The organism is Komagataeibacter kakiaceti JCM 25156 (assembly GCF_000613305.1).
In genome coordinates this window covers 1-15,086 of sequence record NZ_BAIO01000007.1, presented here as the reverse complement: position 1 = coordinate 15,086, position 15,086 = coordinate 1, and the positions used below count along the sequence as shown (strand labels likewise).

The 15,086-nt window shown below is 62.5% G+C and carries 17 protein-coding genes and 3 pseudogenes; 15 read left to right on the top strand and 5 right to left on the bottom strand.

The window, feature by feature from the left end:
• The first annotated feature begins 42 nt into the window (after positions 1 to 42).
• The gene (locus JCM25156_RS01690; protein ID WP_025811819.1) at positions 43 to 603 is read left to right on the top strand and encodes a sugar O-acetyltransferase; all 561 of its coding nucleotides are present in this window, start codon (positions 43 to 45) and stop codon (positions 601 to 603) included.
• A 399-nt stretch (positions 604 to 1,002) separates the two neighbouring features.
• On the opposite strand, the gene JCM25156_RS28470 is transcribed toward JCM25156_RS01690, so the two are convergent.
• Both JCM25156_RS28470 and JCM25156_RS01685 read right to left on the bottom strand, forming a co-directional pair.
• Positions 1,003 to 1,380, bottom strand: coding sequence for a hypothetical protein (locus tag JCM25156_RS28470; protein ID WP_148299271.1), 378 nt, complete (start codon positions 1,378 to 1,380; stop codon positions 1,003 to 1,005).
• Positions 1,381 to 1,433: 53 nt separating this feature from the next.
• Positions 1,434 to 1,730 carry a hypothetical protein gene (locus JCM25156_RS01685; protein ID WP_025811817.1) on the bottom strand — a complete coding sequence of 99 codons (297 nt, stop codon included), beginning with the start codon at positions 1,728 to 1,730 and terminating at the stop codon, positions 1,434 to 1,436.
• A gap of 385 nt (positions 1,731 to 2,115) precedes the next feature.
• On the opposite strand from JCM25156_RS01685, the gene JCM25156_RS01680 reads away from it, so the two are divergent.
• Together JCM25156_RS01680 and JCM25156_RS20630 are read left to right on the top strand one after the other, a co-directional pair.
• Complete coding sequence (locus JCM25156_RS01680; RefSeq protein ID WP_025811815.1) at positions 2,116 to 4,188, top strand: ParB/RepB/Spo0J family partition protein; 2,073 nt, start codon at positions 2,116 to 2,118, stop codon at positions 4,186 to 4,188.
• A 138-nt stretch (positions 4,189 to 4,326) separates the two neighbouring features.
• Positions 4,327 to 5,528 (top strand): annotated as a pseudogene (locus tag JCM25156_RS20630) (DUF932 domain-containing protein).
• Between the two features lie 77 nt (positions 5,529 to 5,605).
• Here JCM25156_RS20630 and JCM25156_RS20625 read toward each other — a convergent pair.
• A pseudogene (locus tag JCM25156_RS20625) lies at positions 5,606 to 5,879 on the bottom strand (HU family DNA-binding protein).
• Positions 5,880 to 5,968: 89 nt separating this feature from the next.
• Between JCM25156_RS20625 and JCM25156_RS01665 the strand changes: the two are divergent.
• From JCM25156_RS01665 to JCM25156_RS29725, 4 genes are all read left to right on the top strand, one after another.
• Positions 5,969 to 7,048: a DUF7146 domain-containing protein gene (locus JCM25156_RS01665; protein ID WP_025811813.1), complete on the top strand. Its 1,080-nt coding sequence runs from the start codon at positions 5,969 to 5,971 to the stop codon at positions 7,046 to 7,048.
• A gap of 317 nt (positions 7,049 to 7,365) precedes the next feature.
• Positions 7,366 to 8,301 (top strand): DUF2493 domain-containing protein, encoded by a 936-nt coding sequence (locus JCM25156_RS01660; protein WP_025811811.1) that lies wholly within the window; start codon positions 7,366 to 7,368, stop codon positions 8,299 to 8,301.
• A 758-nt stretch (positions 8,302 to 9,059) separates the two neighbouring features.
• The gene (locus tag JCM25156_RS01655; protein WP_025811810.1) at positions 9,060 to 9,383 is read left to right on the top strand and encodes a DUF736 domain-containing protein; all 324 of its coding nucleotides are present in this window, start codon (positions 9,060 to 9,062) and stop codon (positions 9,381 to 9,383) included.
• Between the two features lie 341 nt (positions 9,384 to 9,724).
• Positions 9,725 to 9,880 (top strand): hypothetical protein, encoded by a 156-nt coding sequence (locus JCM25156_RS29725; protein WP_183482165.1) that lies wholly within the window; start codon positions 9,725 to 9,727, stop codon positions 9,878 to 9,880.
• A gap of 26 nt (positions 9,881 to 9,906) precedes the next feature.
• Here the strand turns inward: JCM25156_RS29725 and JCM25156_RS01645 are convergent, their stop codons facing one another.
• Positions 9,907 to 10,140 (bottom strand): helix-turn-helix domain-containing protein, encoded by a 234-nt coding sequence (locus JCM25156_RS01645; protein ID WP_015074649.1) that lies wholly within the window; start codon positions 10,138 to 10,140, stop codon positions 9,907 to 9,909.
• Between the two features lie 271 nt (positions 10,141 to 10,411).
• Between JCM25156_RS01645 and JCM25156_RS30445 the strand changes: the two genes are divergently transcribed.
• The 8 genes and pseudogenes from JCM25156_RS30445 (at position 10,412) to JCM25156_RS01605 (ending at position 14,846) form a co-directional block, all read left to right on the top strand.
• Positions 10,412 to 10,618: a transcriptional regulator domain-containing protein gene (locus JCM25156_RS30445; protein WP_007396847.1), complete on the top strand. Its 207-nt coding sequence runs from the start codon at positions 10,412 to 10,414 to the stop codon at positions 10,616 to 10,618.
• Positions 10,578 to 11,198 carry a DUF2285 domain-containing protein gene (locus tag JCM25156_RS01640; protein ID WP_084296396.1) on the top strand — a complete coding sequence of 207 codons (621 nt, stop codon included), beginning with the start codon at positions 10,578 to 10,580 and terminating at the stop codon, positions 11,196 to 11,198. Before JCM25156_RS30445 ends, JCM25156_RS01640 begins: the two co-directional genes overlap by 41 nt.
• Before the next feature lie 96 nt (positions 11,199 to 11,294).
• Positions 11,295 to 11,591, top strand: coding sequence for a helix-turn-helix transcriptional regulator (locus JCM25156_RS01635; protein ID WP_007396844.1), 297 nt, complete (start codon positions 11,295 to 11,297; stop codon positions 11,589 to 11,591).
• Positions 11,588 to 12,658 (top strand): annotated as a pseudogene (locus tag JCM25156_RS20620) (replication initiator protein A). Before JCM25156_RS01635 ends, JCM25156_RS20620 begins: the two are co-directional and overlap by 4 nt.
• Entirely contained in the window at positions 12,655 to 13,143 is a 489-nt protein-coding gene (locus JCM25156_RS01620) for a DUF2840 domain-containing protein (protein ID WP_025811800.1), read from the top strand. The pseudogene JCM25156_RS20620 and the gene JCM25156_RS01620 overlap by 4 nt, the downstream one beginning before the upstream one ends.
• The gene (locus JCM25156_RS01615) at positions 13,140 to 13,766 is read left to right on the top strand and encodes a S26 family signal peptidase (RefSeq protein ID WP_025811798.1); all 627 of its coding nucleotides are present in this window, start codon (positions 13,140 to 13,142) and stop codon (positions 13,764 to 13,766) included. The genes JCM25156_RS01620 and JCM25156_RS01615 overlap by 4 nt, the downstream gene beginning before the upstream one ends.
• Before the next feature lie 58 nt (positions 13,767 to 13,824).
• Positions 13,825 to 14,166 carry a DUF736 domain-containing protein gene (locus JCM25156_RS01610; protein WP_007396840.1) on the top strand — a complete coding sequence of 114 codons (342 nt, stop codon included), beginning with the start codon at positions 13,825 to 13,827 and terminating at the stop codon, positions 14,164 to 14,166.
• A complete protein-coding gene (locus JCM25156_RS01605) occupies positions 14,163 to 14,846 on the top strand; it encodes a lytic transglycosylase domain-containing protein (RefSeq protein ID WP_025811796.1) in 684 nt (227 codons plus the stop codon). The genes JCM25156_RS01610 and JCM25156_RS01605 overlap by 4 nt, the downstream gene beginning before the upstream one ends.
• Before the next feature lies 1 nt (position 14,847).
• On the opposite strand, the gene JCM25156_RS30140 is transcribed toward JCM25156_RS01605, so the two are convergent.
• Positions 14,848 to 15,086 (bottom strand): hypothetical protein (locus JCM25156_RS30140; RefSeq protein WP_206777843.1); only part of this gene is annotated, 239 nt, incomplete at its 5' end.

Genomic DNA, 15,086 nt, shown 5'->3' with positions numbered 1-15,086 from the left:
TGCGGGAACGGATGCTCAGTCGAAACCCGAGGAAAATAACGCATGTCGAAGGGCGATCCTACCAAGGTCATTCCCGGAAGAACGCCAGAATCAGCGGCTATGGTGGCAGGCATCAGGCGAGCCATGGCGATTACGCCGGTTCTCAACTGTTTGACATATGACGAGGCGGACAAAATCCGGGCTGTGTTCAGCGATCTCATCGGCCAGAAGGTGGATGACAGCTTTTCGCTCATACCGCCATTCTATACGAGTGGCGGCGAGCATATCCGTGTTGGGCGCAATGTCTTTATCAATCAGAACTGCACACTGTACGATCTGGGCGGGATCGACATTGGCGATGATGTGATGATCGGGCCAAATGTGAGCCTCGTCACGTCGAGCCACCCTGTTGCGCCGTCCCAACGGCGCGCTTGCGTTGTCGCAAAACCCATCGTGATCGAGAGAAACGTCTGGATTGCAGCCGGCGTAACGATCATTGGCGGGGTGACGGTTGGCGAAAACTCGGTTGTAGCCGCAGGTTCTGTCGTCACGAAGGACGTTCCCCGGAACTGCCTTGTAGGAGGAAATCCGGCGCGAATCATTCGTTCTCTCGGCGATGACTGAGGACACACCTGCAGCGGGTTGAGACTGCCGAGACACACTGCTTCCCATATCGATCGTTTTTCGTCCGGGGGCTCGACAGAGGATTGTTCGTTTTCCCGGTCTTAGCGGGCAGGCGACAATCGCCCTCCTTTTGGACATGAGCAGCACGACCTCTTGCGGGCGAGTTGGGCCAGAAACTAACTGTCGGCTTTTTAGAACTTAGCCTGAATAGCGAACATTTGAACCGGCTTATGCTGGATTACCTCGGGTAAGACTGTCGAAGCATGTATAGGCCGCCGCACAGTGAATATCTCTAGTGCTCTCGAGACGATTGACCACGGACGATATGTTATAATCTGCCCCGCGCCCAGCGACGAATTAAATTGTGGGCGGCTGACTGGTTGGTAGCGTACAGTTGTTTCAAACTTTCGATTGCGGTTCGAATGTGTCAAGATAATCTTCCCAAGGATAGACGGATATTCTATCTACTTCAGTTGTAAGAAATGCAATGTGGCACACAATTGCAACGGCATCCTGAAAGAATTCTTGGAAATTCACAGAGGCATTTGCTTCATGCGAATAATCATTTCTAATCTTCTTTATTTCCACCATTCGTCGTGCGGCGATTTCCGGCACATCGCTCGCCGAGACCCCAAAGTGTTTTCCAAAACCTTGCTGCGCCCTTTGCAACTGAACAGGGTCTCTTAGATCAGCCAATCCTCTAACATCCTCATGCCAAGCTTTGTTTTGAGCAATTCCTCCAGAATTTATTATCTCGGCTACGTCATCGCCAAACACTTCTATTAGGGTAAAAACATGCGATGCAGATGCTGCCGCTAGCGGAAATGTATCTATATATGCTCCCAGTTCATGGCCCCGACGTCGACGTCATCATGTAAAAAATCTTGCTTGTAGCGCGGCAATGACTTTTCAATTTCTGAGCGGGTCGCCAACACTCCTGTGCCCTTAATAGAGGAGTCATCCCCCTTCGCAGCAATCTCTGCTTCAAAATCCCGAAAATTCATAGCATTCTTCAGGGACAAATATTTTTGTATTTTTACCTCAGTCGCAAAGATAAGCAGGCTCTGCAGGGTTGAAATTGTTCGACTTAAAATCAGCCTCTTCTTGTCATCGTCTACTTGAGCCAATTTGCAACATTCCTTCTATGATGCTTATATCTTCGCGGGTCAGCTTCAGGCAAACAATAGCCGAATTCAAGCCCCCAATAAACGGGATTGGGGCTTTGCTACTTTTTCAAGTTCTCCGACGTCTGCCTTCGGGTGGTCTCTCGCATGCTGATAATGTCCGAATTGGACGCACAGTAGCCGTCACACGCAATTGAATGAACGGCAGGAAACGTCGGCTGGGCGCTCCAAAGCAGCCTGACCGCTCTCCCCCGCTTTCCTGCCGGGAAAAGGCCGCGGATTTTGGGTGCGTCCGGGGCCTTCAGAGTCAGAGGGCTGCGCGGATTTTCGTGACGGGTTGAGAGGATGGGAGAGAGTCTCCTGTTCGCCCGTCATGGAGTGTTTCGCCATGGCGACCGCTATTCCCAAAATCAGCCTGAGTTCGTCCCGCGACATCCCCTTCAACCGGTTGGTGCTGTCCCAGTCCAACGTGCGGCGTGTGAAGTCCGGCCTGTCGATTGAGGAACTGGCCCGCGACATCGAGCGCCGCGGGTTGCTGCAGAGCCTTAACGTCCGCCCCGTCCTTGATGATGCTGGTGTCGAAACCGGCAGCTATGAAGTGCCTGCCGGTGGGCGTCGTTTCCGTGCCCTCGAACTGCTGGTGAAGCAGAAGAAACTGGCTAAGACGGCGCCCGTGCCGTGCGTCGTGCGCGAGGCCGGATCGGCCATCCTTGCCGAGGATGATTCCCTTGCCGAAAATGTTCAGCGCGTGGCCCTGCATCCGCTGGACCAGTTCCGTGCCTTCCGTGACATGCTGGAGAAAGGCATGTCCGAGGAGGAAGTCGCCGCAGCGTTCTTCGTCGCACCGACCGTGGTCAGACAGCGCCTGCGGCTGATGACCGTGTCCGACAAGCTGCTGGATATCTATGAGCAGGACGGCATGAACCTGGAGAAGCTGATGGCCTTTTCCATCAGCGATGACCATGCCCGCCAGGAGCAGGTCTGGGAGATTGTCAGCCAGAGCCATAACCGCGAGCCCTATGTTATTCGCCGCATGCTGACGGAGAAAACCGTGCGGGCTTCGGACCGTCGCGTGCGCTTCGTCGGACTGGACACCTATCTCGCGGCCGGTGGGCCTATCATGCGCGACCTGTTCGAGGCCGATGACGGCGGCTGGCTGCAGGATCCGGCCATTCTGGACCGGCTGGTCATGGAAAAGCTGCAGGAGGCGGCTGAACAGGTCCGCGCCGAGGGCTGGAAGTGGGTCGAAACCGCCCTGTCGTTCCCATGGGGGCACACAAGGCAGTTCGTCGAGATCGATGGCACGGAAGTGCCCCTGACCGATGACGAGACAGCCCGTCTTGAAGCCCTGCGTGCCGAGCAGGAAGCCATCGAGGCTGAATACGCCCAGGCCGATGAATACCCTGATGAGGTGGATGCACAGCTGGGCGAGATCGAACAGGCCATTCTTGCCCTGGAAGCCCGTCCCCTCGCATTCGATCCCGCTGACATGGCGCGGGCCGGGGCCTTCGTCAGCCTTGCCAGCGATGGCACGCTGCAGGTGGAGCGGGGCTTCGTCCTACCCGAGGACATGCCGACTGAGCCGGAAGAGACCGATGATGCGGGCAGCGCCGATGAATACGATCGCCCCGCATATGATGGGCAGGACCATGATAGCACAGGCCATGGTTATCAGGAGGGCGACAACATCGCTCCCGACGTCGAGCCCGAGGAAGAAGACGGGATTAAACCACTGCCTGACCGGCTTCTCACTGAACTGACGGCCTGGCGCACGCTCGCCCTGCGGGATGCTTTTGCCAGCAACCCGCACATCGCGCTGACCGAAATGCTGCATACGCTGGTGCGTGATGTTTACTGGCAGACATCGGGTGCGGACTGCCTGGAAGCCTATGTCCGGGAAATTTCTCTGCCGGTCCATTCGCCCGATATGCCGGGCAGTGTGCCGGCCCACGCGCTGCGCCAGCGCAACGAAGGCTGGAAGCACGACCTGCCCGATGACGAGGATGCGCTGTGGCGCTGGATCGACGGGCTGGACGATGCCAGTCGAATGGCTCTGCTGGCGCATTGCCTGTCCTTCGGGGTCAACGCACTCTACGAGCGCATGCCCGCCTACGGCGCGGTGTCTCAGCGCAGCGTCACCGAGCGCCTCAAGCGGGCCGATCGTCTGGCGTCGGCCCTCAGCCTTGATCTGGTTGAGGCGGGCTGGCAGCCGACGGTCGAGAACTATCTCGGCCGGGTGACCAAGGCGCGCATCCTGCAGGCGGTGCGGGAAGCACGCGGTGACGAGGCGGCTGACCGTATTGCCCACCTGAAAAAGCCCGACATGGCGCGCGAGGCCGAGCGGCTGCTGGATGGTTCGGGCTGGCTGCCCGAGGCGTTGCGCACGGCAGGAGGTGCAGAGCAAGTGCCGGTTGAAACGGCAACGGTGGACGAGGGTATGGAGGCCATCGCCGCCGAGTAACCCTTATGAGGTCTGGAACTTTGAGACAGCGGCTTCCGGGCACCGGAAGCCGCTTTTTTTATGTCCGGCACCCCGGAAAGAGGGAGAGGGCGGCTTCGCCTTCTGTGCCGAATAACCGGCATCAGAGGAGAGTTTTCCATGACCACAGCCACCATCCTGCCCCCTGCGTCCCGTGGCGCCGCGTCCGGCGGCTTCCGGATTGATCCCTCCCGTGGCGAACGCAGCACCCGCGTATCGTCCGAATGGTTCTCGCGCCCCGATGACGAGCGTTACCTGTCCCTGTCTGACCTGCATGCCGCGACCCTGGCGCGGGCGGATCGGGCCACCGCTCGTACGGTGGAAAGCCGCGCCATCCGCGTGGAGGCCGCGCGCGACAATGCCGAGCGCCTGACCCTGACTGTGCCGGGGCAGAATGACCCGATTGTGCCCACCCACTGGTCCTTTGGTCAGATGTGCAGCCTGGTCGGTGCGCCATCGTCGTACCTGCGTAACCTGCCGGCCCCACTGGCGGCGATCAATCTGCAGCACGGGCTGCTGTCGCACCGCGCCGAACTGGTGAAAACGCTGGAGACCGCAGATGGCCGCGTCGAACTGCGCGCCGTGACCGGCCCCGATTACGGCCGCATCTGGGACCATGAACTGGTCGGTGCGGTGCGCAAGATCGCCGGTGACGGCACAGGCGATACCAACTGGAAGGTGCCCGGTGTGATCGACTGGGCCACCATGACCCATAATCCCTATGTCGACATCACGAAGGAGACCACGACGCTCTATGCATCGGACCGCGATGTGTTCCTGTTCCTTGTGGACGACACGCACCCCATTGAAGCGGGACGCCTGTCCAATGGCGACCCCGATCTCTATTTCCGGGGTTTCTATGCCTGGAACAGCGAGGTCGGTAGCAAAAGCCTCGGTATTGCGTCGTTTTATTTGCGCGGAGTGTGTCAAAACAGGATGCTGTGGGGCGTGGAAAATTTCGAACAGATCACGATACGGCATAGCAAGTTTGCAGCCTCGCGTTTCGTGCATCAGGCGACACCGGCGCTCCGGAATTTCGCTACGGCCAGCCCGGCGTCGTTCGTCTCCGGCATTCAGGCCTCGCGCAAAGCACTGGTGGCCAGAACAGATGATGATCGGGAAAGTTTCCTGCGTCGTCGTGGGTTCTCCAAACCGGAAACCACCAGGATCATCGAAACTGTGCTGCACGAGGAGGGACGCAAGCCCGAGAGCGTGTTCGATTTCGTACAGGGTATTACGGCGTTGGCCCGTACGAAAACCAACCAGGACACACGACTGGATCTGGAGGGCAGGCACGCAAGCTGATGGAGAAGGTCGGATGAGCGGGCCTGTCATCAGAAAGTGGCGTGGTGGGGAAGGGGCGGCGGACAGGGGCCGCCGCCTTTTGCCTGTCGGCAGGTCAGTCGTTCAGGCTGTCCTTGAGCGCTTGGCAGGCGTGAAGGCCAGCTTGCGCGAGGCCGCGATCTGGATGGTCGCACCCGTGGCCGGGTTGCGGCCTTCGCGGGCGGCGACTTCCCTGACCTTGAACTTGCCGAAGTTCGGCAGGGTGATTTCATCACCGGCCTTGGCGGCGGCGGTCATCGCTTCGATCAGGCGTCCAGCACCTTGCGGGTATCGGTTTTGCTCGTGTCGGTGGTGGTGGCGATATGATCGACCAGATCGGCAATCTTCATGAAACTATCCTTTTGCATTCGGGCCTGTGCCCGTTGCCTCTGCCGTTACGGGGGAATCATGGCGGCATCAAGCCTGCAGGGAGGGTGAGATGACAGATACGCAGTCATGGGATGCTGGCGATCTGGCCCGCAGGCTGGCTGAAAATGCCGAGGCGGTCTGTTGGCATTACCTCTCGGCCGGGCGACGGCACGGCAATTACTGGCTGGTCGGCGACGTCCACAACACGCCGGGACGGTCGCTCTATGTCCGCCTGCATGGTGGACCGGACGGCCGTGGCCGTGCGGGGAAATGGACGGATGGCGCGACAGGACAGCACGGCGATCTGCTCGACATCATCCGTGAAAGCCTCGGGCTGCTGGATTTTCGCGATGTCGCCGACGAGGCCCGGCACTTTCTCTGCCTGCCGCAACCACAGCCACGACAGCCCCCGGATCGCGGCCGCTCCCATGCGTTCAGCCACGATACTTCGGGGCAGGCATCTGGCACCGCAGACGCCGCACGTCGGCTCTGGTCCATGTCCCGCCCTATCGTCAGCACATTGGCGGAAACCTGGCTGCGGCATCGTGACCTGACACGTCTGACGGACCTGTCATCCCTGCGTTTCCACCCGGATTGCTACTATCGTGCCGATACCGACAGTCCGACCGAGACCTGGCCCGCGATGATCGCCGCCGTGACCGACCTTGCTGGCCGTGTTACCGGCGTCCATCGCACTTGGCTGGCGCGCGACGGACGCGGCAAGGCGCCCGTCGCCAAGCCCCGTCGGGCCATGGGCGACCTGCTTGGCAACGCCGTGCGCTTTGGCACGGTGTCCGACGTTCTGGCGGCGGGCGAGGGGATCGAGACGGTGCTCTCGCTCCATGAAATCACGCCCGATCTGCCGCTGGCCGCCTGCCTGTCCTCGGCGCATCTCGCCGCCATGGTGTTTCCAAATACGCTGCGGCGCCTTTACGTGCTGCGCGATGACGATCCCGCCGGGGACCATGCGGTGACGACCCTGCAGGACCGGACGCAGGAGGCCGGGATCGAGTGCCTCGTGCTGTCACCGCGTCTGGCGGATTTCAACGATGATCTCCGCTATCTCGGGCGTGGCGCAATGCGGGCGATCCTGCATCCCCAGCTTGCCCCGCAGGATGTGGCGCGGTTCCTGCATCCGGTCACACACTGAGGTGGGCCGGGAAGGTGGTGTGAGGGTCAGCTTCTTTCCGGTGTGGCGCGCGGCTGTCCCGTTTCCGGATGAGGCGCGCCCGCGTCCTTTCAGGAAGGGGAGCGGGCGTCAGCCAGGCCGGGCCTGCAATGGCGGAGCCGGCTATTTTCCGCCGCGCGTGCCGCGCTTTGCATCGCGAAGCAAAATAGCCGTCTCCCTGCCATCCTTCACTGCGTTCCGGCCGCGCGCGAGCGAGCGGTTCCGGCCCGGCCTTCATCTGCCGCTATCCGCCCCCGGAAAGGCCGCGAGGGGCGCGGCCTGAACCGGAGGACAGACCCATGACCCGCACACAGGACGATTTCGAACCCGCCCACGCCACCTCTTCCACCGCCCATGTGCTGGCGGAACTCCAGCTTTACGGCCATCGTCCGTTCGAGGATGAGCCGGACGCGAGGCCGCTGCCCGACGCCAGCCAGATCGAGGGCGCGGTCGCTGACATCTTCGACGCGCTGTCCGCCACGCTGACCGACACGCGACTTGAACCCGATCTCGAACCGCTGCTCTGGTCCACCGTCAATGTCTTTCACCGCATGGTCGGGCAGGTGGAGCATGATCTTGACCGCAACGAGCAGGCGCAGAAACGCGGCCAGCAGGAACAGGATGGCAGCGAGATCCGCTCGGTGGAACTGGAGCGCCTCATCGCCGAGGGGCTGACCCTGCTGGAACGACGTAACGCTTACGAGATCTTCCGCGATCTCGCCTGCGACCAGTTCGAGCGCCTGACGATGTCGCCCTGGCGGCCGCGCTCCGGCTCGCTGGTCAGCCGCAGCACCCTGACTGCCTCCATGATCGACAGCCGCGATTTTCTCAACGCCCGCCGCAAGGCCGAAACCGAACTGCTCGTGCCTCCCGGACCGAAGGTCGCGGTCACCGGCGGGCTCGATTTCGAGGACCATCATCTGATCTGGAACCGCCTCGACAAGGTGCGCGAGAAGCATCCCGACATGGTGCTGCTACATGGCGGCTCACCCAAGGGGGCGGAATTCATCGCCTCCCGCTGGGCCGATCATCGGCAGGTCGCCCAGATCGCCTTCAAGCCGGACTGGAACCGGCATGGCAAGGCCGCCCCGTTCCGGCGGAACGACGCCCTGCTGAAAGTCCTGCCCGTCGGCGTCATGGTGTTCCCGGGATCGGGTATTCAGGACAATCTGGCCGACAAGGCCAAGCAGATGGGTATTCCCGTGTGGAAGTTCCAGAAAGGGGGTGGCGCGTGAGCGCCATTCCCATGACTGTTTCATGAAGGCGGCCTGACATCTGCTGCCAGATGCCTGGGCCGCAATGACGTCGGGCTCCCCAGACGCTGCGCACCTGATGGCGGGAAGCACGTTCGCCCGTCATCCGGAAGGCCCCACCCGGAGAACCGGCGGGACGGAGTTCGATGGCAGCCCCGTGCGTCTGCGGGGACGGTCCATTGGGATGAAAAGCCCGCGCCAACCCCATCGGTGAAAGGGCCGGGACGGCAGGCAGCGAACGAGGGATCATCCGGCCCGCTTTGAAAGGATGCGCCTGTGCCGGGAGCGGGGGCCTGTCGCACTGCACGGGCGACCCTGCCCATGAGCGGGTGAAAAGGCGGCGTAACATCGGGGACGGCAGAAACGACCACCGGACGGGGCCAGTTTACAACAGTGGCAGCGTGACAGTCTCGCGCCAGATCGCATCGTCCCCCACCTGACGGACCGGTCATGCCGGCATCGCATCTCCGGGGGGCTGGCGGGTTCGCACACCATGGCCTCTGTCGGATGGCTGATCTAGCCGAAGTCCGGCTGCGCTCGATCGGCTGGCCGCAACGGCGTTCCAGAACTTTCTTCCCCTGTCGGCTGCGCCGCCATTCCTCGCGAGACAAGAAAGTTCCGGCCCTGCCGTCCTCCGCTGCGCTGCGGCCCCGAGGGGTGCTCTGCCGCTCGCCTCCGGCTGGTCGATCGCCATCGAGGCCACGGTGGTCGCGGCCCGATAGCAGCATGGAGATACGACAATGGCTAACATCGGTTCCTTCAAGAAGGTGGGTGAAGGCTTCGAAGGCGAAATCGTCACTCTGGCCCTGCAGGCCCGCAACGTCCGCCTGGTGGTGGAAACCAACCGTCCCAACGACAACGCCCCCAACTACCGCGTCTATCTGGGCAGGATTGAACTCGGTGCGGCCTGGACCCGCCGCTCCAGCGAAGGGCGCACCTATCTGAGCCTGAAGCTGGATGATCCCTCCTTCGCCGCCCCGATCTTCGCAAACCTGTTCACCGACGAGGAAGGGGAAGGCTACTCTCTCATCTGGACCCGGCCCCGCAGCCGGAACGGGGACTGAACCTCCCACACCCAACCCCGCCCGGTCTCTCCGGGCGGGGCCTTCTGGGTCTTTTTTCCGCGTGATCTTCCGGGGCGCGGGCGATCGTGCTGGTCGCCCCACGTGAGACGCAGGCGGAATCCGAGGCTTTCCCTCAGCCTTCCCATTGTACCATGCGCGAGGGCGAACCGCGTCAAGGACTGTGGTCCCCCCAATTTTGCCCGACGCACCCGTGCCGGGCGCGCCAGACAAAATCGGCTCCCCCACGCGCCGGCGAGCCGGTCGCCTGCGGCGATCCCTGACCCGGTCCGCCCCGGCATGAGCCGTCTGTCCTGTCTTCGAGAAACGAAAGGAGCAGGACGATGACCACGCACCACGACTACATCCAGATGCTGCGCGCCGAACTCACCAGCTTTCATCTCAGCAAAGGCGAGCGCCGACAGATCGAGCGCGAACTCAAAGAGGCGCTTGCACAACAGACCCGTATCGAATCACACAGGCCGCCACCGCCCCATTGAGGGCGGATACGGTAGGGTGAGGAAGCCTATTTCTGATCGTCCGTCGGGAAGTGACTTTCGTCCAGTAGCGCGGCCGGCCGCACGTCCAGCGCCTGCGACGCATGCCACAGCGAAAGCAGCGTCGCGTTCTGGCGCCCGGTCTCGATCCAGCTGATATAGGCGCGGTCCACGCCCATCCGTTCCGCCAGGGCCTCCTGGCTGAGACCGGCGGCGCGCCGCAGGCGCCTCACGTTCGCGCCGAAAAGTCCTCGGATGTCCATCCGCAGGATAGGAACGATTTGTGTATTATCGCGCTACGTATTATAATACACGGAACGTCAAACGCCTTCTCCCGTGATGCGCTATGGGCATCACGTGATGTCGCGGAAACCGAAGTTTCCGGCCCATCTGGCGTGAATTACCCCTCAATATCGAAACTACCCGGACCTTGCCGGATATGTTTGGGATCACCTCCCCGAGTCTTCGGGACTATCCGTTCCGGTTCCGCACCGGATACTGGGTCGAATCCATGACATATCGGGGGAGGGGGACGTGCCGACAATCCGGCCGTGGGATGCCGCACCCCTTCGTCGCGCCTACGCCGGGCTCGACTCTGCCGGTCTCGCCCAGGAATGGCTGCGACACAATCCGGCCTACCGGCGCGATCATGCAGCAACCATGACGATGGGCAAGGTTGACGCCGAGGCATGGCGCGCTTTTGCTCGTCGCTGGGGGTTGCGTTTTCCCTGTCGATCCTGATCTCCCCGCCTGGCTTGCCCCCGCATTCTGGGATCCGGACATCGCGCCGGAGGTTGCCGTGCGTGGCGATGGGGGTGACATCCTGTCCCGTCTCACGCCATACGAGCGGGCACGACATGATGGTCCCGATGGCATCCATCTCGTGCTGGACAGTGCGGCGGGTCCGCTGCGCCTTGTCATAGTCGTCGATCGGCAGCCCGATGCGTCAGGAACCTGGTTCGTCATCGATGACGGGCACCTCCCGACCCGTCTGGCCTGCGTTGCACGCTTCGGCCGCCTGCTTGCCGGCCAGGCGCCCGGTCCTCTTCCTTCCAGCTTGCGCCTGAGTCCCCAGCAGAAACTGCGCCAGATCCGCATGCTCTGCATCGCCGAAGGCCGGCGCACGGGGGTGACAGCGCGCCGGATCGCAGCCGGCATCTACGGCGAGCGCATCCTGCACCTGTCCCGCAATGAGTGGCGTGCCAGCTCATGGCACCGGGCTTTCTACCGCGACCTCGACGGTGCCGACTTCTATCTGAACGGCGGCCACATCGCCCTCCTTCAGGGGCTGAAGCAGGGGGGTGACAGTCTGGCGGCCTGAACTTTGTCATCCCTCCCCACAGCTCATTCTCCGGCAGCGTCCTCCCATGAGCCGCGACATTCCGCACGCGGCCCGATCCACCGGGAGGAAGACCCCATGCGTGTCCAGCCGACTCTGCCACCGCGCTATCTGCGCACCCCGGACGCGGCCAATTTCGTTGGCCTGTCCATCCGCACCCTCGAAAAACACCGGAGTTGCGGCACCGGTCCCCTCTACCGCCAGCTTGGCGGCCGGATCGTCTATGCCGTGGAAGATCTCTGCGCCTGGGCCGATCTAAACGTCCGGCTGTCCACCGGGGATGGTGGCGGCATTCCCATGCCGGCCGATCCCCGCGCCTATATCATCCGCTTGCAGGCCAGGGCTCGCAAGGCGCAGCGGAGTGCCGGACGATGATGCCAGCCGCCGATAGCTGGCGTCAGCCCGACCGCCGCTTCGTGGTCACGGGGGCGGCAAGGCCCCGCGACGTCCGCGATCTAATGGGCCGCCCGTTCTTCCGTTGGGGAAAACGCCGCGTGTCATCCCCGTCGATTACGAGGCGCGGCATGCCAGTGTGACGGTGTCGGCACCGGACGGATCGGGCATGGCCACGATCTGGGATGCGGACGTGCTGCTGTGGCTGACCGGACAGATCGTCGATGCCTGAACCACGACCTGTGGGTATCGCGCCATGTGCGCTTCACGCCCTGGCGTCTGTTCCAGGATCTGGGCTGGGCGACGGGGGCGAACGAGTATCGGCGCCTGCACGGCGCGCTCGGGCGTCTGGCGGCCACGACCGTCGCTACCAACATCCGCAATGGCGCGGACTGGCGGGAGAAGCCGTTTACCTGGATCAGTGACGTCCGGATTTCCCGTGAGGATGGGGTGGCCCTGACGCTGGCGGACTGGCTGATGGAGGCCGCCTGCGACCGTTCCCGCGTCCTGAGCGTCGACCCTGCCTATTTCCGTCTTGGCGGGGGATTGGAGCGGTGGCTTTACCGCCTGGCGCGACGCCATGCCGGGCGACAGAAGGAGGATGGTGCTTCGATCTGGCGGACCTGCATGCGCGCTCGGGCAGCCTGACCCGGCGTCGCGACTTCGCCGCCAAAATCCGTGCCATAGCCCTCGCCCGCACGGTTCCAGGTTACACGTTTCGTGTCATTTCTGGCGGAAAACTGGGAGTTTTATGCGCCGCTCCAACGAGTCAATCCACCGGGACTGTGGATAACGATGTGAAACCTGTCGTCGGACCGGCGGCGCATCATATCGTGGGACCGTTGGCGGATTCATCGTCGGACCATTGGCGAAAAACGGCGCAACCCATTGGTTTTGAAGGCGGAATCGGCCTCTTAACTTATATAACTTATATAATAACTTATTATGTAGGGGATTCCGGCCTTTCGGACACCTTCCCGACAGCCCCGGTGAGACGGGAAAAAGAGGCTCGGGAAGCGGTCGCGGATCGCATGGTCGGTGTCCCATGACCGACTGTTCTTTCCGGCTACGGGGCGATGTGCTCACCACGGTCGAACTGACCTGGATCGAGAAGCGCATCGAGCACTGGGTCCGGTTCGGTCATCCCATAGAGGATCTCATTCTCGACCGTCGGCGCAGGCTGATGAGCTTCACGCCGGACAGCGTGTTCGCTTTCATCCGCTGGGCCGCGAACGATTTCGGCACTGTGGTGTCCTGCATCGACATCGTGCGCGCCGTCGGGGCGCAGGAAGCATGCCAGACCGTGCCCTTTGTTCGTCCCGGCGGCGAGAGCCTGCTGCGCCAGAGCGGCTGGCCAAAAGTGCGCCGGGTGCTGGAGGCTATCGACGGCGTGGAGGCGTTGGGGATCGATCCTGTCGCCGCCTGTCCCGATCACTGGCGGCATCTGCATCACCGGCTCACGGCGGCGCAGGAGCCGCGTCCCTACACGTCAGAGCGCCACGAGGCGTGGCTGCGCCGGAGGGCGGCGTCATGACCCGGCGCGGCTGGTTTTTCACCACGTATTTCGCCGTGCTCGGCGTCGGTGCCTCGCTGGCGTTTCATCCCGCGCCACGCTGGGTCTGGAACGAAACGGCGAGTGTTCCGGTCGGGCTGTATCGCATCCAGCCCACGGTCCCGGTGCGCGTCGGTGACATCGTCGCCATCCGCCTGCCGGAGCGCGAGGCGACGCTGCTGGCGACACGCGGCTACCTGCCTTTCGGCGTGCCGCTGCTAAAGCCTGTGGCAGCACTGGCGGGGCAGAGTGTCTGCCGTAACGGCGCGCATGTCACCATCGACGGAAAGGCCGTCGGTGATGCGAAACCCATCGACCATCGGGGCCGGGTGCTGCCGGTCTGGCAGGGCTGTCAACGTCTCGGGCCGGGGCAGGTCTTCGTCATGAACGCTGCCGTGCCAACCAGTCTGGACGGGCGGTATTTCGGTGTCCTGCCGATGGACACCGTCATCGGACGCGCCGTGCCGGTGCATGTCAGGACGGGAGAGGCGGAGCCGCCGCCGCATTTCGATCCCCTCCCGGAACCGGATGATCCCGCGCGGAAGGGACTGTTTCTGGCTCCGCCCATGCTGCCCGCGAAAGAGAGCGAACCGCCCGTCCAATGACGGTGACGTGGTCGTCGGATTTTCCGTCATTCCCACTCTGTCTGAAAGGATTTTTCCCATGAGCCAGATCGGATTTTTCACCCGCACCGCTGATGGTTTTGCCGGACGCGTGCGCACCCTGTCGCTGGATGCTGAACTGACCTTCGTACCAGCGGAAAACAATGGCGCGGAGCATGCTCCGGATTATCGTATTCACCTGGGTGACGGGGATACTGGCCCCGAGCTGGGCGCGGGATGGAAACGCACCGGGGAACGTGCCGGCGAGTATGTTTCTGTGCTCCTGGACGATCCCACTTTCATGCAGCCGATCCGCGCCACACTGTTCCAGGCCGGACGTGGTGGCCGCGAGTGGCAACTGGTCTGGAACCGGCCTGCAAAACGCCCAGGAGGCCGGGAATGAGCGCCCGGTTTTTTATGTCCGCCGGCGTGCTGGCCGTGCTCGCGCTAACGCTCTCGCCGACCATCGCCCACGCGCAGGATTTCGACGATCTGGTGCGTCAGGCGGCGGAACGGAACGCGATCCCGCCAGCGTGGGTGCGGGCAGTCCTCCGTGCCGAAAGTGCTGGCGATCGGCACGCGGTCTCCGGCGCCGGTGCGATGGGTCTGATGCAGCTTATGCCCGGCACGTGGAGGGACGTCCGCCGCACGCTCAATCTGGGAGATGATCCCTTCGATCCACATGACAACATCGCGGCCGGGGCAGCCTATCTGCGATGGCTGCATGACCGCTACGGCGATGCAGGGTTTCTCGCCGCTTATAATGCCGGTCCCGGTCGCTATGACGATCATCTGGCGACTGGTCGGCCATTGCCTGCCGAGACGGTTTCCTATGTCGCATCTGTCGCCCGGCTGATCGATGACCCGTCGTTCAGCGCGCATTTCTCCATCCCGCTTTCCATTGCTCCGGCGGGTGGCTGGACTTCCGCGTCGCTCTTCATTTCCGGCAGCGAAAGTGCGCTTTCATCGTCATCTCAGGGCATTTTTTTAAGACGATCCGGGCAGACGATTTTTACTCCGTCCACGCTCTTCGCAGGTCATGTCCGTAGCGCGCCGGGAGTGGGTTTGGCGCAGGGGAAGTGAATCACGAAAACCCCGGAAAAGGACAGAAAAAGTGAGGGCTGGATAAAAGGCCGCACATCGCGGCTCGGTTGGGCTGGCTGTTTTCCGGGGTTTTTGAGGCCTTGTCGCAAGGTGCCTGGATTTTCCGCACTTCGCGTCGAGGCGTCATCTCATTGATCCGACGTGATCTTTCGCGCGGTGCAGGACATTTTTCATGAACAGGGACGAGGAATTCCGGGTTCGGCCGGGGCGCATCCGCTC